General features: G+C 73.0%; 20 protein-coding genes. 11 read left to right on the top strand and 9 right to left on the bottom strand.

Annotation, left to right across the window (positions count from 1 at the left end):
* The first annotated feature begins 2 nt into the window (after positions 1-2).
* The 4 genes from FIV44_RS13890 to FIV44_RS13875 all read left to right on the top strand — a co-directional run bounded on the left by FIV44_RS13890 (position 3) and on the right by FIV44_RS13875 (position 6005).
* On the top strand, positions 3-1970 hold the full coding sequence (locus FIV44_RS13890) for a penicillin-binding transpeptidase domain-containing protein (protein WP_141004957.1): 1968 nt from the start codon (positions 3-5) through the stop codon (positions 1968-1970).
* Complete coding sequence (locus FIV44_RS13885; protein WP_141004956.1) at positions 1960-2514, top strand: TIGR03086 family metal-binding protein; 555 nt, start codon at positions 1960-1962, stop codon at positions 2512-2514. The genes FIV44_RS13890 and FIV44_RS13885 overlap by 11 nt, the downstream gene beginning before the upstream one ends.
* Before the next feature lie 543 nt (positions 2515-3057).
* A complete protein-coding gene (locus FIV44_RS13880) occupies positions 3058-4527 on the top strand; it encodes an NAD-dependent succinate-semialdehyde dehydrogenase (RefSeq protein ID WP_141004955.1) in 1470 nt (489 codons plus the stop codon).
* A 122-nt stretch (positions 4528-4649) separates the two neighbouring features.
* The gene (locus tag FIV44_RS13875; RefSeq protein WP_141004954.1) at positions 4650-6005 is read left to right on the top strand and encodes an MFS transporter; all 1356 of its coding nucleotides are present in this window, start codon (positions 4650-4652) and stop codon (positions 6003-6005) included.
* Here the strand turns inward: FIV44_RS13875 and FIV44_RS13870 are convergent, their stop codons facing one another.
* Positions 6006-6677 carry a TetR/AcrR family transcriptional regulator gene (locus FIV44_RS13870; RefSeq protein WP_141004953.1) on the bottom strand — a complete coding sequence of 224 codons (672 nt, stop codon included), beginning with the start codon at positions 6675-6677 and terminating at the stop codon, positions 6006-6008.
* Positions 6678-6757: 80 nt separating this feature from the next.
* Between FIV44_RS13870 and FIV44_RS13865 the strand changes: the two genes are divergently transcribed.
* Positions 6758-8176 carry an MFS transporter gene (locus tag FIV44_RS13865; protein ID WP_141004952.1) on the top strand — a complete coding sequence of 473 codons (1419 nt, stop codon included), beginning with the start codon at positions 6758-6760 and terminating at the stop codon, positions 8174-8176.
* Here FIV44_RS13865 and FIV44_RS13860 read toward each other — a convergent pair.
* A complete protein-coding gene (locus FIV44_RS13860; RefSeq protein ID WP_219996440.1) occupies positions 8080-9369 on the bottom strand; it encodes a low temperature requirement protein A in 1290 nt (429 codons plus the stop codon). The two genes, FIV44_RS13865 and FIV44_RS13860, sit on opposite strands and share 97 nt — an antisense overlap.
* 134 nt (positions 9370-9503) lie before the next feature.
* Between FIV44_RS13860 and FIV44_RS13855 the strand changes: the two genes are divergently transcribed.
* Entirely contained in the window at positions 9504-10211 is a 708-nt protein-coding gene (locus FIV44_RS13855; RefSeq protein ID WP_141004951.1) for a hypothetical protein, read from the top strand.
* Positions 10212-10229: 18 nt separating this feature from the next.
* Here the strand turns inward: FIV44_RS13855 and FIV44_RS13850 are convergent, their stop codons facing one another.
* Together FIV44_RS13850 and FIV44_RS13845 are read right to left on the bottom strand one after the other, a co-directional pair.
* Positions 10230-10808 carry a TIGR03086 family metal-binding protein gene (locus tag FIV44_RS13850; RefSeq protein ID WP_141004950.1) on the bottom strand — a complete coding sequence of 193 codons (579 nt, stop codon included), beginning with the start codon at positions 10806-10808 and terminating at the stop codon, positions 10230-10232.
* Complete coding sequence (locus FIV44_RS13845) at positions 10805-11833, bottom strand: RNA polymerase subunit sigma-70 (protein ID WP_246086948.1); 1029 nt, start codon at positions 11831-11833, stop codon at positions 10805-10807. Before FIV44_RS13845 ends, FIV44_RS13850 begins: the two co-directional genes overlap by 4 nt.
* Positions 11834-11963: 130 nt before the next feature.
* On the opposite strand from FIV44_RS13845, the gene FIV44_RS13840 reads away from it, so the two are divergent.
* Positions 11964-13193, top strand: a complete 1230-nt coding sequence (locus FIV44_RS13840) for an NHL repeat-containing protein (RefSeq protein WP_181411166.1) — start codon at positions 11964-11966, stop codon at positions 13191-13193.
* A gap of 20 nt (positions 13194-13213) precedes the next feature.
* Here the strand turns inward: FIV44_RS13840 and FIV44_RS30500 are convergent, their stop codons facing one another.
* The 4 genes from FIV44_RS30500 to FIV44_RS13825 all read right to left on the bottom strand — a co-directional run bounded on the left by FIV44_RS30500 (position 13214) and on the right by FIV44_RS13825 (position 16830).
* Positions 13214-14056 carry a hypothetical protein gene (locus FIV44_RS30500; RefSeq protein WP_181411165.1) on the bottom strand — a complete coding sequence of 281 codons (843 nt, stop codon included), beginning with the start codon at positions 14054-14056 and terminating at the stop codon, positions 13214-13216.
* Positions 14057-14311: 255 nt separating this feature from the next.
* Entirely contained in the window at positions 14312-14473 is a 162-nt protein-coding gene (locus FIV44_RS30495) for a hypothetical protein (RefSeq protein ID WP_181411164.1), read from the bottom strand.
* A 198-nt stretch (positions 14474-14671) separates the two neighbouring features.
* Entirely contained in the window at positions 14672-16237 is a 1566-nt protein-coding gene (locus FIV44_RS13830) for a glycerol-3-phosphate dehydrogenase/oxidase (RefSeq protein ID WP_141004948.1), read from the bottom strand.
* Positions 16234-16830 carry a TetR/AcrR family transcriptional regulator gene (locus tag FIV44_RS13825; protein WP_141004947.1) on the bottom strand — a complete coding sequence of 199 codons (597 nt, stop codon included), beginning with the start codon at positions 16828-16830 and terminating at the stop codon, positions 16234-16236. Before FIV44_RS13825 ends, FIV44_RS13830 begins: the two co-directional genes overlap by 4 nt.
* Positions 16831-16847: 17 nt before the next feature.
* Here FIV44_RS13825 and FIV44_RS13820 point away from each other — a divergent pair, with 17 nt between their 5' ends.
* Positions 16848-18455: an FAD-binding oxidoreductase gene (locus tag FIV44_RS13820; protein WP_246086947.1), complete on the top strand. Its 1608-nt coding sequence runs from the start codon at positions 16848-16850 to the stop codon at positions 18453-18455.
* Positions 18452-19375, top strand: a complete 924-nt coding sequence (locus FIV44_RS13815; protein WP_141004946.1) for a diacylglycerol/lipid kinase family protein — start codon at positions 18452-18454, stop codon at positions 19373-19375. Before FIV44_RS13820 ends, FIV44_RS13815 begins: the two co-directional genes overlap by 4 nt.
* A 123-nt stretch (positions 19376-19498) precedes the next feature.
* On the opposite strand, the gene FIV44_RS13810 is transcribed toward FIV44_RS13815, so the two are convergent.
* The gene (locus FIV44_RS13810) at positions 19499-20653 is read right to left on the bottom strand and encodes an acyl-CoA dehydrogenase family protein (protein WP_141004945.1); all 1155 of its coding nucleotides are present in this window, start codon (positions 20651-20653) and stop codon (positions 19499-19501) included.
* Between the two features lie 86 nt (positions 20654-20739).
* Between FIV44_RS13810 and FIV44_RS13805 the strand changes: the two genes are divergently transcribed.
* Together FIV44_RS13805 and FIV44_RS13800 are read left to right on the top strand one after the other, a co-directional pair.
* Positions 20740-21423, top strand: a complete 684-nt coding sequence (locus FIV44_RS13805) for a TetR/AcrR family transcriptional regulator (protein ID WP_141004944.1) — start codon at positions 20740-20742, stop codon at positions 21421-21423.
* 248 nt (positions 21424-21671) lie between these two features.
* A complete protein-coding gene (locus FIV44_RS13800) occupies positions 21672-22214 on the top strand; it encodes a dihydrofolate reductase family protein (protein ID WP_219996439.1) in 543 nt (180 codons plus the stop codon).
* The last annotated feature ends 2 nt before the right edge of the window (positions 22215-22216 follow it).

Here is a 22216-nt window from a genome sequence, read left to right as displayed (position 1 = left end):
TCATGCGGCGGATCTCGGCAGCGCTCGTCTCCCTCATCGTGCTCGGTGGCGCCCTGAGCGCCTGCTCCGGCGACGACGGGAGGGACGCCGCGCAGGCGACGCTCACGCAGCTCGAGGGCGCGCTGGTCGCCGCCGCCTCGACGGACGCGGAGGAGGACGGCCCCAACCCGTTCGACACCCTCGCCTTCGGCAGCATGTCCGCCGACGAGGTGCTGGAGAGCTATCGCGCGATCGTCGCCGGCATGGACGGGCTCGCGCCGACGGTCGAGATCGGCGAGGTCGAGGAGAGCGAGGGCTCCTCCACCGCGCGCGCCACGTGGTCGTGGGCGGTCGTCGACGGCGCGGATCCGTGGACCTACGAGACCGTCGTCGAGCTCCGTCCCGCGACGGACGACGACGAGGCGTGGCAGGTCGTCTGGCAGCCCGACCTCGTCGCCCCCGACCTGGCCGAGGGGGAGACCCTCGACGCCGTCACCCTGGCGACCGACCGCGGCGACATCACCGGTGCCGACGGGGCCGTCCTGGTGACCGAGCGCGCGGTGGTCCGGGTCGGGATCGACCGCTCCCGCGTCGACGTCGCCCAGGCGCCGGCGTCCGCCCGGGCCCTCGCGAGGCTCGTCGACGTCGACGTGAAGCCGTACGTCAAGGCGGTCACCGCCGCCGGTCCGCGCGCCTTCGTCGAGGCGATCACCTACCGCGCGGGGGAGGAGCCGGCGGGGCTGGCAGACGCGCTCGCGGGCATCGCGGGCGCCCACACCGTCGACGACGAGCTCGCCCTCGCCCCCAGCCGCGACTTCGCCGCGCCGATCCTGGGGCGGGTCGGACCGGTCACCGCCGAGATGGTCGAGAAGGACCCCGACAAGTACCGCAGCGGCGACATCGCCGGCCTCTCCGGCCTCCAGGCGCGCTACGACGACCAGCTCCGCGGCAGCGTCGGCCGGGTCGTCTACGCCCTTCCGTCCGACGATTCCGACGAGGCCGCGGAGGGCGGGGAGCGCCGTGAGCTCTACCGCCGCGACGCCGTCCCCGGACAGCCGCTCGCGCTGACCCTCGACGAGGGGCTGCAGGCGCTGGCCGAGAAGGTCCTCGCCGCGACCGGCCCGGCCGCCGCCCTCGTCGCGCTGCGTCCCAGCGACGGCGCGATCCTCGCCGCCGCCAACGACGCGGGCACGGGCGGCCAGAACTACGCCACCTTCGGCCAGTTCGCGCCCGGGTCGACGTTCAAGATCGTCACCTCGCTCGCCCTGCTGCGGGCCGGGCTCACCCCCGACACGCCCGTCGAGTGCACCCCGACGATCACGGTCACCGGCAAGCAGTTCAAGAACTACTCCGACTACCCGTCCTCCGCCCTCGGCACCATCCCGCTGCGCGAGGCGATCGCCCAGTCCTGCAACACCGCCCTCATCGGGCAGCGCGGCGCGCTCGACACCGGCGACCTCGCCGCGGCGGCCGCCACGCTGGGCCTCGGCATCGATCACGACCTCGGCTTCCCGGCGTACTTCGGCGAGGTGCCCGACCCCGCCAGCGACACCGAGGCCGCCGCCTCCCTCATCGGCCAGGGCAAGGTGCTCGCCTCGCCGATGGCCATGGCGACCGTCATCGCCAGCGTCCAGGCCGGCGCGACCGTCGTACCCCGCCTCGTCGAGCAGGTCGACGTCGCGGTCCCCGCGGAGGCGACCCCGCTCGCCGCCGCCGAGGCCGACCAGCTGCGCGCCATGCTGCGCCGGGTCGTCACCGGCGGCAGCGGTCGCGGCCTGGCCGACGTCCCCGGGCCCGACGTGATCGCCAAGACGGGCACGGCGGAGTACGCCGACGGCGGCACCGTCCGCACCCACGCCTGGATGGTCGCCGCCCAGGGGGACCTCGCCGTCGCCGTGTTCGTCCAGACCGGCGAGTCCGGCTCGCAGACCGCCGGCCCGATCCTGGAGGACTTCCTCCGCGGCGCGCTAGTGTCGGCTGATGGCCGCTGACGACGCCGCGCTGTCCGCTCTCGCTCGCGGGCTGGACCAGCTGGCCCGGCTGCTGGCCGAGATCGCGCCCGACCAGCTCGACCGGCCCACACCGTGCGAGGACTGGACCCTGACCGACCTGGTCGACCATGTCGTCGAGGGTCCGACCCGGGCCGCGAAGATGATGCGGGGCGAGGAGGTCGACTGGTCCGTCCCGGCCCCGGCCGCCGGGGCCGACCCGGCCCGTGCCTTCCGCGCGGGCGCCGACGACCTGCTCGCGGCGTGGCGGGACGCCGGCGAGGGCGGATCCCCGATGAGCCCGGACTGGCAGTCCGCCGAGATCGCCGTCCACACCTACGACCTGGCCACGACGATCGGGCACCCCACGGGCGACCTCGACGCCGAAGTCGCCGAGCGCGGCCTGGCGTTCATGCAGGCGAACCTCACCGCGGACAACCGCGGCGGCGCGTTCCTGCCCGAGCAGCCCGCTCCTGACGACGCCGACGCCTACCAGCGCCTCGCCGCCTTCGCGGGCAGGACCGTCCCGTCCGGCGGTGGGCGCTGAGGGGTGGGTGGACCGAGGTCCCGGCGGTCCGCGCACGAATGGGGGAATTTCCGGAAAGGGCCTTGTCCCTCGCCGGTGGCGCGCTAGAGTGGCCTCAGTCGTACTTCGGAGGGAGCACCGATACGACTGAGCCCCTCGTTGACCCCATGCAATGAGGGGCTCTCTCCGTTTTGGTTGGGCCGAGCGTGTCGCATACGGCGCTCGCCGCCCGGGACTCGCTGCGCTCGCCCCGCGGGCTTCGCGCCGTGCCGCTTCGCGGCCTTGCGACACGCTGCCGGCCGCGCGGTGGAGGTGGGCGTGACGCCAGGCCGACCGGCGGCCAGAGGCCTGACGCCCTCGCCGCCCGGGACTCGCTGCGCTCGCCCCGCGGGCTTCGCGCCGTGCTGCTTCGCGGCCTTGCGACACGCTGCCGGCCGCGCGGTGGAGGTGGGCGTGACGCCAGGCCGACCGGCGGCCAGAGGCCTGACGCCCTCGCCGCCCCGGGCTTCGCTGCGCTCGCGTCACGGGCTCCCGCGCCGACCGGGGGAGTGCCAGAGTGGGTCCATGACCTTCCGTGACCGCCTCGCCCACCTGCTCCCGGAGTCGCGTCGCCAGCTGTACGTCGGGGGCGAGTGGCGCCCGTCGGGCAGCGGCGCGCGGATCGACGTCCTCGATCCTGCGGACGGGTCGGTGCTGGCCGATGTCGCCGACGGGACGCTCGACGACGCCCGGTCCGCGCTGGACGCGGCGGCCGCGGCGCAGGCCGACTGGGCGGCGACGGCGCCGCGGGAGCGGGGGGAGATCCTGCGGCGGGCGTTCGGGCTGGTGACCGAGCACGCCGACGACCTGGCGCTCGTGATGAGCCTGGAGATGGGCAAGCCGATCGCCGAGGCGAAGGGCGAGGTGACCTACGGGGCGGAGTTCCTGCGCTGGTTCTCCGAGGAGGCGGTGCGGATCCACGGCCGCTGGATGCAGAACCCCGCGGGCGGCAGCCGGCTGCTGACGGTGCGCAAGCCGGTGGGGCCGTGCCTGTTCATCACGCCGTGGAACTTCCCGCTCGCGATGGGCACCCGCAAGATCGGGCCGGCCGTGGCCGCCGGCTGCACGATGGTGGTCAAGCCGGCGAAGCAGACCCCGCTGACCATGCTGCTGCTGACGGCGCTGCTGGCGGAGGCGGGCCTGCCCGCCGGCGTACTCAACGTGGTGACGACCTCGGACTCCGGCGGCCTGAGCAAGACCCTGCAGGCCGACCCGCGGCTGCGGAAGGTGAGCTTCACCGGCTCGACCGGCGTGGGCCGGTCGCTCGTCGAGCAGTCCGCCGGGCAGCTGCAGCGGGTGTCGATGGAGCTCGGCGGCAACGCGCCCTTCCTCGTCTTCGCCGACGCCGACCTCGACGCCGCGGTCGACGGCGCGATGATCGCCAAGATGCGCAACATGGGCGAGGCCTGTACGTCGGCCAACCGGTTCCTCGTCGAGGCCTCGGTCGCCGAGGAGTTCGGGACCAAGCTCGCCGACCGGATGGGCGACCTGCGGGTCGGGCGCGGCCAGGACGTCGGCGTCCAGGTGGGTCCGCTCATCGACGAGAACGCCGTCACCTCCGTCGCGGCCCTCGTCGACGACGCGGTCGACCGCGGCGCCCGGCTGCTCACCGGCGGTCGTACGCCGGCCGGCGCGGGCTTCTTCTACCCGCCGACCGTGCTGGCCGACGTCCCGGCCGACGCCGAGGCGGTCCGCAACGAGATCTTCGGCCCGGTCGCGCCGATCACGACGTTCACCGACGAGGACGAGGCGATCCGGCTGGCCAACGCGACCGAGTACGGCCTCGCCGCCTACGCCTACACCCGCGACCTCGCCCGCACCATCCGCCTCGCCGAGCGCCTCGAGACCGGCATGCTCGGCATCAACACCGGCCTGGTCTCCAACCCGGCCGCCCCGTTCGGAGGTGTGAAGGCCAGCGGGTTCGGGCGGGAGGGTGGCTTCGAGGGCATCGAGGAGTACCTCGACACGACGTACGTCGCCCTGCCGGCCGGCTGACCAGGGGGTCCGACACCTTGACCTCGACGGCGGTTGAGGTTGTCGGATCGTGACGTGACCCCGCGATCTCCGATGAAATCGATGGCCGATGTCGGTCCTCACCTCCACACTGGAGGACGACCATGACGGACCAGCTCACCCCCCTCACGCCCCCGCCCGACGGGCCGGGGCCCGGCGTGCCCGCGCCCTCCGCCCGGCGGCTGCCGCGCGCGCTGACCCCGTTCCGGCACGCCGCCTACCGCCGCCTCGGCTCGGCGCTGGTGCTCACCAGCTTCGGCGGCGGCGTGTGGGTGGTCGCCCTGGTCTGGGAGGTCATCCGGATCGGCGGCGGGGCGAGCGCGCTGTCGGTGGTCTCCACGGCCGGCGCGGTCGGCGTCGTGCTGCCGGCACTGCTCGGCGGCGTGGTCGCCGACCGGGTGCCGCAGAAGCTGATCCTGCTGGTGACCACCTCGGTCGAGCTGGCCGGGATGGCGCTGGTCGCGGTGCTGTCCTTCGCCGATCTCACCCAGCTGTGGCATCTCGCCGTGGTCGCCTTCGTGGCCGGCATGGCGATGGCGTTCTACTACCCCGCCTACTCCGCGTGGCTGCCGGCGCTGGTGCCCGAGGAGGACCTGCTCGCGGTCAACGGCTTCGAGGGCATGGTCCGCCCGACCATCGGCCAGGCGGCCGGCCCGGCGGTCGCGGGCGCGGTGGTCGGCGCCGCGTCCTCCTCGGCCGCGATCTCGGTGGCCGCGGCGGCGTACCTCGCCGGGCTCCTCGTGCTGGCGCTGGTCCCCCTGACCGCCGTACGACGGGAGCTCCCGGCGGCCGAGGAGGGAGCCGGCGGCGGCGCTCGCCAGGCGGTCGCCACCGCGCTGGCGGACATCCGCGAGGGCTTCGTCTACATGGTCCGGACCCCGTGGCTGCTGGCGACCCTGCTCTTCGCGTCGGTCATGATCCTGGTGATCATGGGGCCGCTCGAGGTCCTGGTGCCCTTCCTGATCAAGGACCAGCTCGGCGGCGGGCCCGGGGACCACGCCCTGGTGATGGCCGGCTTCGGGATCGGTGGCGCGGTCGGCTCGATGGTCACCGGGTCGCTGCCGATGCCGCGGCGCTATCTCACCTGGATGAACCTGATGTGGGGCGTCGGCTGCCTGCCCTTCCTGCTGATCGGCTTCGCGACCGCGGTGTGGCAGGTCGTCGCGGCGGCGTTCGTGGTCGGCGTGCTGTTCTCGGCGCCGATGGTCATCTGGGGCACGCTGCTGCAGCGCCGGGTGCCGCCCGAGCTGCTGGGCCGGGTGGCCTCGCTCGACTTCTTCGTCTCGATCAGCCTGATGCCGGTCTCGATGGCCCTCGCCGGCCCGATCTCCGACCTGATCGGGCTCAAGGCGACCTTCGCGATCGCGGCGCTGGTGCCGGGCGTGGTCGCGGCCGCCGCCATCGTGCTCGCGCGGCTGCCCGCCGACGAGCTCGCCCACCCGCTCCGCGACGCGGACTGATCAGGTCGAGCGCAGCCGCGCCTCGAGCCCGGCGATCACGCAGTCCACGGTGAAGTCGAACAGCTCGGTGAAGGTGCGCTCCCCGTCGGTGGCCCAGCCGCTCAGGAACCCGTGCATCGCCGCCCACGCGGGCCCGGCCTCCGGGCCGGGGGCGAACGCCCGGATCCGGTCCGCGACCTCGCTGCGCTCCTGTCCGGCCTCGCGCCGGTCGTCGGCGAGCGCGATCAGCAGCATCGCGCTGTTGAGCAGCAGCGAGTAGGCGCGCGGGGCGTCGTCGCCGAAGCCGCCGTCGATGAGCCGGGTCACGCCGCGCTCCATGATCGGCATCGCCGAGGGTACGGCGGGACCGTCGCGGCACAGCCGGCGGGCGACGCCGCCGTACTGCAGCAGCACGTCCCGCCCGTCGCGCAGGAACGCCCGGAACCAGTCCTGCCAGGACAGGTCCGCCGGCGGGTTGGTCATCTCGGCGACCACCCGCTCGACCACGGCCTGGCACACCTGCTCGCGGGTGCCGACGTGGTGGGTGACGGTGTTCGGCCAGGTGTCGAGGGCGGTGGCGAGGTCGCGGAGGCTCCAGCCGTCGATGCCGTGCTCGCGGGTGAGGTCGAGGGCGGCGGCCACGACGTGGTCGGGCGTGAGCTGCGTGCGGGAGGCGGACGGTCGGACGGCCACGGGACCACGGTGCCACACGGGGGTTGGCACCCCGGCAACTTAGGGTTACCTTATTGGACAGTGTCCAAGAAGGAGTCTCCATGAGTACGACGACCCCCGCCCCGCCTCGGACGACGGCCCGCCCGGGGCTGGTCCTCACCACGGTCTGCCTGTGCCAGCTCATGGTGGTCCTCGACATCACCGTCGTGAACGTCGCGCTGCCCTCCATCCGCGACGACCTCGGCTTCCGCCCCGCCGACCTGCAGTGGGTGGTGAACGCCTACACGCTGACCTTCGGCGGCCTGCTGCTGCTCGGCGGCCGGATCGCCGACCTGTTCGGCCAGCGCACCGCCGCGATCGTCGGCCTGAGCGTCTTCGGCCTGACCTCGCTGGCCGGCGGCCTGGCCACCGAGCCGGGCCAGCTGATCGCGGCGCGCGCCGTCCAGGGCGTCTCCGGCGCGCTGCTCCTCCCGGTCAGCCTGACCGTGATCACCACCTCCTTCGCGGAGGGGCCCGACCGGCGCCGCGCGCTCGGCATCTGGGCGGCGGTGATGGGCGTGGGCGGCGCCGCCGGCGTCCTGCTCGGCGGCGCCCTCACCGAGTGGCTCGACTGGCGCTGGGTGTTCTTCGTCAACGTGCCGATCGCCGCGGTCGCCGTACCCCTGGCGCTGGCGAGCATCCGCAACCTGCACCGCGGGCGCCCGCGTCTCGACGTCGCCGGCGCCGTCCTGGTCACCGCCGCGACGACCTCCCTGGTGTACGCCGTGGTGCGCACCGACCGCCACGCGTGGGACTCCGCCCACACCCTCGGCTTCCTCGGCCTCGCGCTCGTGCTCGGCGCCCTCTTCCTGGTGGTCGAGGCACGGTTCGCCCGGGAGCCGCTGGTCCGGCTCGGGCTGCTGCGGCAGCGGTCCCTGGCGGTCGCGAGCGTGCTGGTGTTCTTCATCGCCCTCGGCCAGTTCGGGGCGTTCTACCTCGCCTCGCTCTACCTGCAGAACGTGCTCGGCTACACGCCGTTGGAGGCGGGCCTGGCCTTCGTCCCCTTCAGCCTGGGCACGGTCGCCGGGACCATGATCGGCATGCGACTCGTGGCCGCGCGCGGCCCCTGGCTGCCGGTGAGCCTGGGCCTCGCGCTCACCGCGATCGGCATCGGCTGGTTCGGCGCCATCGGGACCGACGGCGGCTTCGTCGCCAACATGCTCGGGCCGTCGATCGTCGCCAGCCTCGGCCTCGGCGCCTGCCTGGTCGCCAACACCTCGATGGGTACGACAGGCGTCGACCCGGCCGAGGCGGGACTCGCCAGCGGCATGCTCAACGCGGCCCGCCAGATCGGCGGCAGCATCGGCCTCGCCGTCCTCGTCACCGTCGCCGGCTCGGTCACCCGCCACCACGACGGCCCGCCGCTGGAGGCCCTGAACGCCGGCTACGCCCGGGGATTCCTGGTCTCCGGCTGCCTGATCGCCGTGGCGACGGTGATCTGTCTGGTCGCCGCGCCGCGCGACCGGCCCACCGTCTCGTAGCCGACCACCGTCAGCCAAGGCGTCAGCGCCAGCACGAGCAGGCACCAGGTCAGGTCGACATCGGCGGCCGCCATCAGCACCGGCGCCACGAGGGTCACGGCCGAGCCCGCCAGCAGCGCCAGGCGGAAGGAGCCGAGGGTCCCGGTGAGGGCCGCGTAGCCGGCGTACAGGAGGAGGGTGAACGCCGCGACCGGGATCGCCAGCGCCAGCACCGACCCGACCAGCCCCAGGTCGGAGTGGTGCTCGAAGTGGTAGGCGACGACGTCGAGCCCCGCCCCGGCGGCGACGATGCTGCCGAAGACCGCCATGTGGCCGTAGCCGAAGACGAAGGAGCGCTCGCGGCGCGCGTGCAGGATGTCGGCGGCCGGGACGACGAAGTAGGCCCACCACATGCCGAAGACCAGCGCGGTGCCGGCCAGCGCGAGCAGCGCGACGTCCCAGGTCAGGCCGTCCTCGGCCAGCGCGGCGAGCGTGGCCATGGTGCCGATCATGCCCTCGCCGAGGGCGATGATGACCATCAGTCCGTACCGCTCGGCGACGTGGTGCGCGTGCCAGGGCGTCCCGCCGCGGCGGGTCTCGGCGTACGCCGGGCCGCCGATCTCGATCAGGAAGGGCACCACCATGAGGGCGAAGGTGGTCCCTACCGGGAGGTCGACGAGGGCGAGGACGCACCACAGCACCTGCGCGGCGAGGATCGAGACGATGTAGGCATGGCACGCCGCGCGGCGGGTGGTGTCGTGGCGGCTGGCGCGCCACCACTGGAGGACCATCGCGACCCGCATCACGACGTAGCCGGCGACCATGACGTCGTTGTCGAGCGTGTCGCCGTGGTCCACGACCGAGGCGAACATCGGCTTCAGGCCGAGCGCGAACACCAGCACGCCGACCATCTGCAGCATCGTGGTGAGCCGGTAGATCCAGTCGTCGGTGTCGTACGCCGAGGCGAACCAGGTGAAGTTGATCCACGCCCATGAGATGGCGAAGGTCGCGAAGCAGAAGGCGACGATGCCCGCCCCGACGTGGTCGGCCGACAGGGCGTGCGCGAGCTCGCTCGCCGCCGTACCGAAGGCGACGACGAAGGTCAGGTCGAACAGCAGTTCCAGCGGGGTCGCGACCCGGTGTCGCTCCTCCGGGTCGCGACCGGACATCCGGCGGGTGTGGTGGTGGACGTTCGGGACGGAGCTCTCCGACATGGGCAACACACTATGAGGCCCCGCCAGTAGGTGCCGCGGGTCGTGGGGCCGGGTTAGTCGCGGGTGCCCCGGGGTAGGAGGTGACGGGCCCGTCGACGGCGGCCACCAGGGAACATCGAAGGACAGGACCCATCATGCGCAAGACGATGACATCGCTCGTCGCGATCGCCACCATGGTTCTCGGCATGGGCACCCTCGCCACGCCGACGGCGTCGGCGAAGCCGGGATGGGCGACGGTCACCTCGTGGGAGGGCGGGAAGACCAAGGTCTGTGCCGTCGCCAACGGGAACGGAACGTCCACGGTCTACGCCCACTGGGACGGGCGCCGGTATCCGACCGTCGGCGGCCAGTTCCGGGAGTCGGGTGCGGGTGGTCTCGCGCACGTCGCTGACGACTTCACCATCTCCGGCTGGATCTATTCGCACAGCGACAAGGGCACGGTCGGCCCCACCATCTCGATCCAGCGGCCCAGCAACGGCTGGGTCTACGTGCTCTCCGGGTCGCAGATCGGCATCACGGTCGAGGTCGTGCTGCCCGTGAAGGCCCTCTCCACGTGTCCCGGCGCCGGTCGCGCCGTCGTTCCGGCCGACCGGCCGGCGACCGACGACATCGCCCCGCGTGCGGCCACGTGCGTGTCCAAGAAGGAGTTCCGCCGCATCGGCAAGGCGATGCGGCCGGGTGCCGTGAAGCGCACCGTCGGAGCCCGTGGCGCGGTCGTGACCAAGGCCGAGTTCAGCGTCGTCCGGCGCTATGCCAGGTGCGGCGGCGGCTCCGTCGTCGTCAACTTCAAGCGGGCCGGAGCGGGCAAGCCGCTGAAGGTCGCCAGCCGGTTCAAGGGCTGACGTCCTCCGGGCACGCTGTCAGGACCGGCGGCCGAGCAAGGCGAGCACGTGCACGCCGGCGGGCGCCTCGACGTCGACCGGGAGCGGTGGCGCGAACCGCTCGTCGCCCTCCAGTGCGATCCGCAGCGCGGTCGGCAGCAGCGCGGCGGCGAAGGCCTCGGGCAGCGGGCCGCCGCGGCCGGTGGCGGCGCCGACGTCCCAGCCGTGGACGGCGATCTCGAGCGCGGCCAGCCGGGCGATGGCGTCGACAGGGAGGGGGTGCCCGCCGACGTCGACCACCGGCGAGTCGGCGGCCATCCAGGCGCCGAGCAGGCCGCATGCCTTGGTCTGCAGGCTGCGTACCCGCACCTCGACCGGCGCGGGCGCCGTACTGTGCAGCCCGACCGCGCCGTCGGCGGCCTCGGCGAAGGCGTCGAGCGCGTCCTCCATGTGGGCCAGCAGGTCGGCGAGGGACCAGCCTGCGCACGGCGTGGGCCGGTCGACGTCGGCGGGGGTGATCGTCGCCAGCGCGCCACGGGTGTAGTCGAGGGCGCGCTGCAGGAGCTCCAGCCCGTCGTGTCCCGGGAGCGCGCCGGCCGGGGTGGGCTCGGCGGTCATGGCGTCAGGCCGGGACGTAGTCGGCCGGCAGCCGCTCCGGCAGGCCGAACCGCGCGAACAGCCGGGTGTCGAAGAACGCCGTCACGTGCTCGACCCGCAGGTCGTCGCCTGATCCGGTCATCTGCAGCACCTGCAGGTGGAACGGCTCGAAGTGCCCTCGGGCTGGCGCATGTAGAGGCCGAACGCCGGCTGCCCGTTGGCGACCGTCTCGACCATCGGCATGTCATGGGTGCCGCCGGGGCACTTGGTGCCGACGAGTCGGCCGATCGCCTCGGCCCCCGGTAGTGGTTGAGGAAGGGCGGCATGTCCCACGTGGCGTCGTACTTGAGGAGCTGGACGATCTGGTCGATGTCCTTGCGCCAGAACGCCTGCAGGTAGGCGTCGAGCAGGGTGCGCTGGGCGGCGTCGAGGTCGGGCTCGACGGTGTCGGGCGACAGGCCGCGCTCGGCGAGCTGGGCGTGGGCGCGCTGGAGCGCGGAGTTGACCGCCGCCGTCGTCGTGTCGAGCGCGGTCGCCGTCTCGGCGGCGGACCAGCGCAGCACGTCCCGCAGGATGAGTACGGCGCGCTGCCGGGCCGGCAGGTGCTGGAGGGCCGCGACGAACGCCAGCCGGATCGTGTCGCGCTCGGCGACCTCGACCGCCGCGTCCGGGATCGGCTCCAGCCACGGCACCTCGTGGTCCTCGAGCAGCTCGTCGGACGGCGCGGAGTCCGCCGTACCCAGCCCCGTCGGCAGCGGTCGCCGCGGCTTGGCCTCGAGGTTGGTCAGGCACACGTTGGTCGCGATCTTGTAGAGCCAGGTCCGCACCGACGACCGGCCCTGGAAGCTCGCCGACGCCTTCCACGCGCGCAGGAAGGTCTCCTGCACCAGGTCCTCGGCCTCGTGCACCGACCCGCTCATCCGGTAGCAGTGCGCCATCAGCTCGCGCTGGTAGCGCCCGGTGAGGGTGTCGAAGTCGGCGAGCTCGTCGCTCGCCAGCCCGGCCCGCTCGGTCTTCGCCGCCTGCTCCGTCACCATGCTCCCCATCGCCAGCCCCTTGTCCTCGCCAGTGTGCCTGATGGGACCGACCGGCGACGAGGGGAAACTCATCGGCGGTCCCGAACCGCCGTGGACGGACGGTTGCCGACAGCCCGTCCGGTGGGGTGGAATCCCGGGCATGCGGATTCGGACGTTCCCACGTGTGCTCCTCTCGGCGCTGGCGACGGCGGTGGTCGTCGCGCTCTCACCCGCGGCCGTCACGGCGCCGGCGCAGGCGGCCTCCGTCCTGACCTATCGGCTCGAGGTCGAGTGGGACGCGCCCGGAGGCGACGGCCTCGCCGTCGACCGGCGCAACGGTGAGGTCTACGTCGCCGACTACGCGGACGACACGGTCCGCCGCTACAGCCGCGCCGGCGCACTGATCGGGTCCTGGCCCGCCGAGGCGCCCCGGGGGCTGGCGGTGGACGCCGCCGGACGGGTCCTGGTGCTGGAGCACGTCGGCTCACTCGACACCCGGGTGCGGGTGCGTTCGGCGACCGGCGGCCTGCTGGACGAGTACGGCGCCGGCCACCTGAGCTTCGGGGCGGACATCGCGGTGGCGCCGTCGGGCGACGTCTATGTCGCCGACGGCATGTACGACCGTGTGGTCCGGTACTCCAGCTCGGGAGCCAAGCTCGGCCAGTGGGGCGGCGAGGGCACCGGGCCCGGCCAGTTCGACTACGCGGCCGCGATCGCCGTCGGGCCCCAGGGCGTGGTCTACGTCGCCGAGCGGTCCAACCACCGGGTGCAGCGTTTCGCCGCGGACGGGACCTATCTCGGGGCCTGGGGACAGGTCGGCAGCGCGCCGGGGCAGCTGCGATCGCCGTCGGGCCTGGCCACGGACGCGGCGGGCCAGGTGTACGTCGCCGACCCGGGCGAGTTCGGCCACGGCGTCAACCGCCGGGTGCAGATCTTCACCGCGACCGGTGGCTACGTCACCGCCGTCGGCTCACCCAGCACCGAGCAGTTCTCCGGCAACGGCCCGAAGAGCATCGACCTCGACGCGTCGGGGCGCCTGTACGCCGTCGACTACCGCGGTACGTCGAGGACGGTCAAGGTGTTCGGTCCCGCCGCGGCCAAGGTGGCGAAGGTGGCGTCGAAGAGGATCACCCTCCGCGGCCGGGTCACCACGATCGAGATCAAGTGCCCGAAGAAGCCGGCCGGTGCCTGCTCGGGCACGGCGGTGCTGACGCACAAGGGCACGACCCTCGCCACGAAGAAGTACACCGTCAAGGCCGGCAAGAGGAAGGCGGTCAAGGTCAAGCTCACGAAGAAGGGCGCCAAGATCCTCAAGCGGGCCAAGCCGCGCAAGATCACCGTCGTCCTCGACCCGGGCAAGGGCCCGAAGAAGGTCAAGATCCGGCGCTGACGGCTGCTCGGCTACCCGGCTCAGCTGAAGTCGACGGTCGGCGGCTTCCAGCCGTCGTTGTTCTCGCTGTCCTGCACGAACCGGGAGAAGGGGATGACGGGAAGGCTCGCGACGTCGCCCTCCCCGCCGGGGAACGTCGAGTCGTCGCGGAGCGCGTCCAGCACGCCCAGCAGCTGCTCCTGGGCCGAGGACAGCGCGGCGGAGAGCGCGTCGTGGATCTCGACGCTCGTCGGCAGCGCCACGGCCTTCGACTCCAGGACGGCCTTCGAGACATAGCTGAGGATGCCTGTCACCGCGCTCACCCCTCCGGTGAGCAGCGACTGGGGTCCCGGGGCGAGGGAGACCACGCCGGCCACGAGGCTGACCCCGTCGAGCACGTCGAGGACCCGGGAGTCGGCGTCGACCTCCGTGATCTCGAAGGGGTTCTCGAACTTCTGCCACTTCTGGAGCACCTCCCTGGCGAGGTCCCGGGTCTTCTCCGCGTTGGTCAGGATGTTCTGCTGGTACTGCGCGATCGCGTTGGTCACGCAGGCGCTCGTCGTGGCCAGACGCAGCGTCGCCGAGTAGTAGCGGTAGACGAGGTCGGTGAGGTCCTCGTAGAAGTCGTAGAACCCGGTCGCGCTCAGCCCCGCCCACGACTTCTGGAGGCTCTGCACGAACCCGGGCATGCTGGAGCCGTCACCGTCCGCGTCGAACTCCGCCGTGAAGGCGTAGAGATCGACGGCGGTCTTGCTCAGCGACTCGCAGCCGGCGGCCATGACGGCGACATCCGGGTGGATGACCAGGTCGCACTGGCTGACCAGCGAGGTGGTCGACGGCCGCCACGCGATCTCGAAGGCGATGCGGATCTGGTCCTCCGCCACGTAGTGGGTGACGTGGTCCCCACCCAGAACGAGTAGTTCAGCACCCAGGGCGGATTGAACGGGTAGTCGGTCGGGATCATCGCGCCGCTGTCCGACACCTGACCCTCGAGCTCGATCTCCGGACGCTCGACGGTGTCGGAGTAGGTGTTGGCGCTGGTCTCGAAGAGGTCGTAGGCCTTCTCGACGCAGGCCAACTGGTGGACGTAGTCGGTGACCTCGGCGCAGACGGCGCGGAAGTCCTCGGCGAACGACATCTCAGGCCTCGGGAGTCCGCGGGACGGGCGCCCGCTCGGGCTCGCCACCGTAGCCGTTGCGGTCCAGCCAGCTCCGGTGCTGGTCGAGCCAGCGGGCGGCCTCGGCGTCGGTCTCGGCGAAGTCGTCGGCGATCCTGTCCAACGCCAGCGCGGATCTGTTCATCGTCCGCACCACCTGACCGACGCGGAACACGATCTCGTCGGCCAGCGTCGCGATGTCCGCGGCGATCCGGTGACCGGTCCGGTCGGTCTCCGTGGCGATGTCCGCGCCGGCCGAGACGACGGTGGGCGTGCAGGAATCGCCTCTTCAGTGGTGGTTCCGTCACTTCTTGACCGTTGCAACGGTCAAGAAGTGAGAGTTTCACCGCCTCCGCGGCGATTCCTGCGCCGCCGCGACAGCTCGCTCGGCAGCGGCGCGGGCGAGCTCCCGGTCGGCGGGGACGAGCCCGATCCGGGTACGGCGGTCGAGCAGGTCGGCGACGTCGGCGGCGCCCTCGTGGGCGATGCCGAAGAAGAGCTCGGCCCACACGGTCGGGACGCCCTCGGCCACCGGGGCGAGCAGGTCGGCCTCCGGCCAGCCGGAGGCCGCGACAGCGGCGTCGAGCGCGAGGGCGGCGTCGGCGCCGTACCGCCGGACCAGGCGGGCCTCGCCCGGGGATGCCGCGGCGGCGATCCGGGCGGCGAGTTCGGGCCGCGCGGCCGCGCCGGCCAGGGGGAGGGTGGCGGTGACGCAGGGGCCGGCCGCGGCGGACAGCCCGGCGCGGGCGATCGCGGCGTCGACGGCGTCCTCGGCCATCCGGCGGTACGTCGTGAGCTTGCCGCCGACGATGGTGACGACGCCGGTCCGCGAGGTCAGCACGGCGTGCTTGCGGGAGAGGTCGGCCGTCGAGTCGTCGCCGCTGTCGAGCAGCGGACGGAGGCCGGCGAAGGCGCCGACCACGTGCTCGCGACGCAGGGGGCGTGCGAAGGACGCGGCCACGACGTCGAGCAGGAACCCGATCTCGACCTCGGTCGGCTCGGCCACGTCCGGCACCGGTCCGTCGACCGGCTCGTCGGTGAGGCCGACGTAGAGCCGGCCGTCGGCCTGCGGGAGCACGAGCACGAAGCGATGGGTCTCGCCGGGGATCGGGGCGAACACCGCGACGTCCAGCCCGGGCAGGGTCTCGGCCCGGAGCACCAGGTGGGTGCCGCGGGAGGGCCGGAGGCGTACGTCGTCGACGAGGTCGCCCGCCCACACGCCGGTCGCGTTGACGACGGCCCTGGCGCGGACGGTCGCGGAGCCGCCGGCCAGCTCGTCGCGCAGGACGACCTCGCGGCCGGTCGCGGAGACCACCCGGGCGTGGGTCCGGACGTGCGCGCCGTGCGCCGCCGCCGTACGGGCGATCGTGGCGACCAGGCGGGCGTCGTCCTCGAGCTGGCCGTCCCAGCCGAGGTAGGCGCCGCGCAGCCCGTCGGTGCGCAGCGGCGGCGCCAGCCGGCGGGTCTCGGCGGCGCTGAGCCGGCGCGGCCGGGGCAGGGTGTCGCCGCTCGTGCCGGCGGCGCGGCGGAGCAGGTCGCCGCCGAGGAAGCCGGCGCCGGCGAGGGTCCCCATCGGCCGGCTCACGCCGGCGGACAGCGGGACGATCGACGGCAGCGGGCGGGTGAGGTGCGGGGCGGTGGTCTCCATCAGGATGCCCCGCTCGACGGCGCTCTCGTGGGCGATGCCGACCTGGCCGGACGCGAGATAGCGCAGCCCGCCGTGCACGAGCTTGGAGGAGAACCGGGACGTGCCGAACGCCAGGTCGTGGGCATCGACCGCCAGCACGGACAGCCCGCGGGAGACCGCGTCCAGCGCGACGCCCGCGCCGGTCACGCCGAGGCCGATCACGACGACGTCGACGTCGGTGGGCGCGCCGGCGAGGCCGGGCGTGATGAGGGTGGGGGTCATGGGGTGAGGCTCCGGGCGATGAGGTGGTGCAGCTCGTCGTCGAGCGCGGGCTGGTCCACCGCGTCGTCGACCATGGTGTGGGCGGACAGCACGAAGCCGTGCGCGGCGAGGACCAGGCCGCGCGCGACGGTCGAGGGGTCGCCGTCGCCGATCGCCCCGGCGGCCTGGCCCGCCGCGATCGCGGCGGCGAGGACCTCCAGGATCAGCTCCTGCGACCGGCCGCGGCGGGAGAGCAGGTAGGGCAGGATCAGCTCGGGGTCGAGCTCGACGATCCGGGTGAACAGCTCGTTCTCGCGCAGGGCGCCGACCGTGGCGACCACGGCGTCCGCGATCCGCTCCGGCGTGGGCGTCGTCGCGAGGTCGACGCGGTCGGCGACGAGCGTCCCCCACTCCCGCGTCATCAGGTCGCCCAGCAGGGCCGGCATGTCCGACCACGCGCGGTAGATCGTCATCCGCGAGACGCCGGCGCGACGGGCCACCTCGGTGAGCGTCGTACGCCGCCAGCCGACGTCGAGGATGCACTCGCGCGCCGCGTCGAGATAGCCGTCCCGTGGGCTCGGCTCGGAGTCGTGGTTGTGACGATGTGACGTCATGTGTAACACTGTAACACATGACGACCGAGCGCCCCTCCGTTCTGCAGCCCGAGATGCCCCCCACGCGCTGGGGCGACCCGGCCCACGCCGCCGGTCTGCCGGACGGCGTCCGCGACCTGGTCGGGCTGGTCTTCCCGATCCAGGACGCCCCGGCCCTGACGGACGTCGCCGTCCCCGCGCCCCGCCTCGCCGACGACCAGGTCTCCGGTCTCCGCGCGATCGTCGGCGACGACCACGTGGTCACCGACGACGCCGTCCGCCGGCAGCGCACCCGCGGCAAGTCCACGCCGGACCTGCTCCGTCAGCGCTCGGGCGACCTGGGCGACGCTCCCGACGTCGTCGTCCGGCCGGCGAGCCACGACGAGGTCGTCGCCGTCCTGGCCTATGCGCAGGAGCAGCGGATCGCAGTGGTCCCGTTCGGCGGCGGTACGGCGGTCACCGGCGGGCTCGTCGCCGACCCGGCCGGGCTGACCGGCGTCCTCTCCCTCGACCTCGGCCGGATGCGCGGCCTGCTCGCCCTCGACCCGGTCTCCTCGACGGCGACCCTCGAGCCCGGGCTGCGCGGCCCCGAGGCCGAGGCGCTGCTCGCCGAGCACGGGATGATGCTCGGCCACTTCCCGCAGTCCTTCGAGTACGCCTCGATCGGTGGCTTCGCCGCGACCCGCTCGAGTGGCCAGTCCAGCGCCGGCTACGGCCGGTTCGACGCGATGGTGGTCGGCCTGCGGGTCGCCACACCGGTCGGCGAGGTCCGGCTCGGCAGCGCGCCGGCGAACGCCTGCGGGCCAGACCTGCGTGAGCTCTTCCTCGGCTCCGAGGGCGCCTTCGGCGTCATCACCGAGGTCACCGTGCGGGTGCGCCCGCTGCCCGAGGCAAAGGAGTACGAGGGCTGGCGCTGGTCGAGCTTCGCCGACGGCGCCGACGCGATGCGCGCACTCGCCCAGTCCGACCTGTTGCCGACGGTCATCCGGCTCTCCGACGAGAACGAGACCGCGATCAACCTCGCCGACCCGTCCGGCATCGGAGGGGAGGACCGTGCAGACAAGGAGGGGCCGGGCTGCCTGATGATCGTCGGCTACGAGGGCGCGCCCGCCGCGGTCGCCGCCAAGCGGGCCGCGGTGACCGAGGCGCTCACCGCCCTCGGTGGGACGGCCCTCGGGGCGGAGCCGGGTGAGGCGTGGGCGTCGGGGCGGTTCCACGCGCCGTACCTCCGCGACAGCCTGCTCGACGTCGGCGTCCTCGTCGAGACGCTCGAGACGGCGACCTTCTGGAGCAACCGGGACAGCCTCTACCAGCGCGTGAAGGCCGCGCTCACCGAGGCTCTCGGCGACGGCACGATGGTGCTCTGCCACATCTCGCACGTCTATCCGACCGGCTGCTCCCTCTACTTCACCGTCGCCGCGCCCGGCGGCGACGATCCCCTCGCCAGGTGGCTGCCGGCAAAGGCCGCGGCGTGCGAGGCGATCGTCGCGTCCGGTGCCGCGATCACCCATCACCACGCGGTCGGCACCGACCACCGGCCCTACCTCACCGCCGAGATCGGCGAGGTCGGCGCCGAGGTGCTGCGCGCCGTCAAGCGGGCCGTCGACCCGGCCGGGATCCTCAACCCCGGGGTGCTGATCCCGTGAGTACGACCGCCCGGTCGTTCGCCTTCCTCGTCAACCCCGCCTCGGGCGGAGGCGCTGCGCCCAAGGTCGTCGTCCCGCTGGCCCGGGCGCTGCGCGAGGCCGGTGCCGAGGTCGAGGTGACCTACACGACCTCGGCCGCCGAGACGCCGGCGCTGGTCGAGGACGCCGTCGCGCGCGGCGCCGTGGTGGTGTCGGTCGGCGGCGACGGGATGCTCTCCTCGGTCGCCGGCTCGGTCTCGGAGCGCGACGGAGTGCTGGCCGTTGTACCCGCCGGACGCGGCAACGACTTCGCGCGGATGCTCGCGATCCCGCACGACACCGCGGCCCAGGCGCGGCTGCTGCTGTCCGGCGTGGAGCGCCGGATCGACCTGCTCCGGGTGACGGCGGGCGACGGTACGACGGCGGTCGTCGCCGGCTCCGTCTACGCCGGCGTCGACGCGCGCGCCGCCGAGATCGTGGACCGGTCGCACTGGCTGCCGTCGCGACTGCAGTACCCCGTCGCCGCGGTCCGCGCGCTCGCGACGTACCGGCCCGTCGCGTGCACCCTCGAGGTCGACGGCGTCCGCAGCGAGCACCAGGCGGCCACGGTGGTGGTCGCGAACTCCCGGTTCTACGGCAAGGGCATGGCGATCGCGCCCGCCGCGACCCTCGACGACGGGCTGCTCGACGTGATCGTGATCGAGGCGGCCTCGCGCAGCGGCCTGATCCGCTCCCTCCCCAAGGTGTACGACGGCAGCCATGTCGACCTCGACCAGGTGACCGTGCTGACCGGCCGGCGGGTCGGCCTCTCCGGCACGCACCGCGGGGGCGGCGCGGTGCCGGTGGGCGCCGACGGCGAGGCGCTGGGCCCGCTCCCCGCCGACCCCGCCACCCCGCTGACCGTCGAGCTGGTCCCCGCCGCCCTCCGCATCCTCGCCTGATCCGCGACCCGGCTCATCCTGACCTCGAAATCGCGCTGACCCGGCGCATCCTTACCTCGCGCAAGGTAAGGATGCGCCGGGTCGGCGGCCCAGGCAGGTCAGGACGCGCCGGGTCGGCGGATCTCAGACCGGCGCGGGGAGGGAGCGGCTGATGATCTCCTTCATGATCTCGCTGGTGCCGGCGTAGATCTGGGAGACGCGGAGGTCGGCCCAGGCGCGGGCGATGGGGTACTCGTTCATGTAGCCGTAGCCGCCGTGCAGCTGCAGGCACATGTCGGCGACCTTCTGGGCGCGCTCGGAGCACCACAGCTTGGCCATGGCGACGGTGGGGATGTCGAGCGCCTTGTCGAGGTGCAGCTCGATGCACTCGTCGACGAAGGAGCGGGCGACCCGGGCCTCGGTGGCGATCTCGGCCATCTTGAACTTGGTGTTCTGGAAGCCCCAGATCGGCCGGTTGAAGGCGTGCCGGTCGTGGACGTAGCGCAGGGTCTCCTCGAAGCAGAGCTCCATCGCGGCGACGTTGGAGACCGCGACGATGAGCCGCTCCTGGGGGAGCTGCTCCATCAGCTGGACGAAGCCCTGGCCCTCCTCGGAGCCGAGCAGGTTGGCGACCGGGATCCGGACATCCGAGAAGTTGAGCTCGGAGGTGTCCTGGCCCTTCATGCCGATCTTGTCGAGCACCCGGCCGCGGGAGAAGCCGGGGGCATCGGTCGGCACGATGACCAGCGAGATGCCGGCCGCGGCCTCCTCGGGGTTCGTCTTCACGACGGTGATCACCACGTCGGCCTGGGCGCCGTTGGTGATGAACGTCTTGGCCCCGTTGACGACGTACTCGTCACCCTCCCGGATCGCCTTGGTCTTGACATTCTGCAGATCCGAGCCGGTGCCGGGCTCGGTCATCGCGATCGCGCCGACCGCCTCGCCGCTGGCCAGCTTCGGCAGCCACGCGCGCTTCTGCTCCTCGGTGCCGTAGTTGAGGAGGTAGTGCGCGACGATGCCGTTGTGGAGCGAGACGCCCCACGAGCTGTCGCCGGCCCGGGCCTGCTCCTCGATGAGGATCGCCTCGTGGGCGAAGGTGCCGCCCCCGCCGCCGTACTCCTCGGGGATGGACAGGCAGAGCAGGCCGACCTCGCCGGCCTTGTTCCACAGGTCGCGGTCGACCTGCCTGTTCTCGATGAACCGCTCGACGTTGGGCTTGATCTCCTTCTCGCAGAAGGTGCGGGCGAGATCGCGGAAGTCGTCGAGATCCTGGTTCATCCACGGCGAGCGTCGGGGCATGGCGGAGGTCCTGTTCGGGAGGGAGGTACGGCGCTGGATACAGGTTGTATCGGGTACAAGGTGTATCACGCTATACCCTGACCCCCGTGGTGGACGTGGTGAAGTGGGTCGACTCGACCGTGCGCCGGCGCAACGCCAAGGAGGCGCTGGAGAGTGACGCCCGCCGCGCGCAGGTCGTCCAGGCCGCCGTCGACGCCATCGAGGCCGGCGGCGGGCAGGTCGGGATGGGGCAGATCGCCGAGCGCGCCGGCATCCCGCGGCCCAATGTCTACCGGCACTTCGCGAGCAAGGAGCAGCTCGACGCCGAGGTGGCGCGGTTCGCGGCGACCGAGCTGCTGCGGCGGGTCCGCCCCCACCTCGACCGTGCGGGCACCCCGGCCGAGATCATCGGCGGCCTGATCGCCCCGTGCGTCGCCTGGGCCGCCGAGCACCCCCACCTGTTCCGCTTCCTCGCCGCCCAGCAGCAGACCAAGGCCCTCCACCGCGCGCGCCTGGGCCGGACCCGGCTGCTCAGCGAGATCGTCGACGCCGCCCGGTCCTACCTCAGCGAGACGCCGCTGTCCGCCGACCCGCCCGAGGGGGTCCTCGTCGGCGTGATGGGCATGGTCGACGCCAGCATCATCTGGTGGTTCGACCACCACGACGAGACCCAGGAGCAGCTCGTCGACCGGCTCACCCGGCAGGTCACCGCGGTCCTCGTCGACGCGCTCGCGCAGTACGGGCTGGAGGTGCCCGACGACATGGTGCTCCGCCCCGGCGGCGCCAGCTGAATGAGTCCAAGGCCTCGCTCTGCCGCCGACGGCATCTGGGACCGGGTGCTCGCCCAGCTGCTGGCCGAGGCCGATGCGGCCGGAGAGGTCGAGTGGACGGTGTCGGTCGCTCACGTGGTGCGATGCTCACCGAGGTCCTCGCCGACATCCACGTGCCTCGGCTGGGCCGTGGACGACCACGGACCAGGCCAGACGCAGCGATGGGTTCCGCCTCCGGCGCCGGTCTCACAGGTATGGATGCAAACCCGGTGGTTCTCCGGCACAGTCTGTCCCTCGACGGCTACGCCGCGGCAGCGCCCGGCGTACCGGAGGACGTCCTCCTCGAGTACGACGAGGACGAGGAGTTCATCGCCTACATGGGCGACCTGCTCGGCTGGGCCGGGGTACACGCGATGGGCTCGAAGACGTACGGGGACATGGCGGGCTACTGGCCGTACCAGACCGGGCCCGAGGCGGACGCGATGAACCGGATCCCGAAGGTCGTCTTCTCCGACCGGCCGATCGAGACCCCGTGGGACACCACGACCGTCTGCTCCGGTGACCTGGCCACCGAGATCGGCGATCTGAAGCAGCGGGGTGTCGGGCCGATCATGGTGCATGGCGGTGTCCGGTTCGCCCAGTCGGTGGTCGCGGCCGACCTCGTCGACGAGTATCACCTGATGGTCGGGCCGGTCGCGTACGGCGCCGGTGGTCCGCTGTTCACCACGTTCACCAGGCTGAAGCTGGTCGACGTGAAGTCCTTCCCGCGCGGCAATCTCGCGCTGATCTACGTCCGTCCCGACGCCGGGTGACC

The organism is Nocardioides humi, from assembly GCF_006494775.1.
Classification (GTDB): domain Bacteria; phylum Actinomycetota; class Actinomycetes; order Propionibacteriales; family Nocardioidaceae; genus Nocardioides; species Nocardioides humi.
This window is presented reverse-complemented; position numbering and strand designations above follow the sequence as displayed.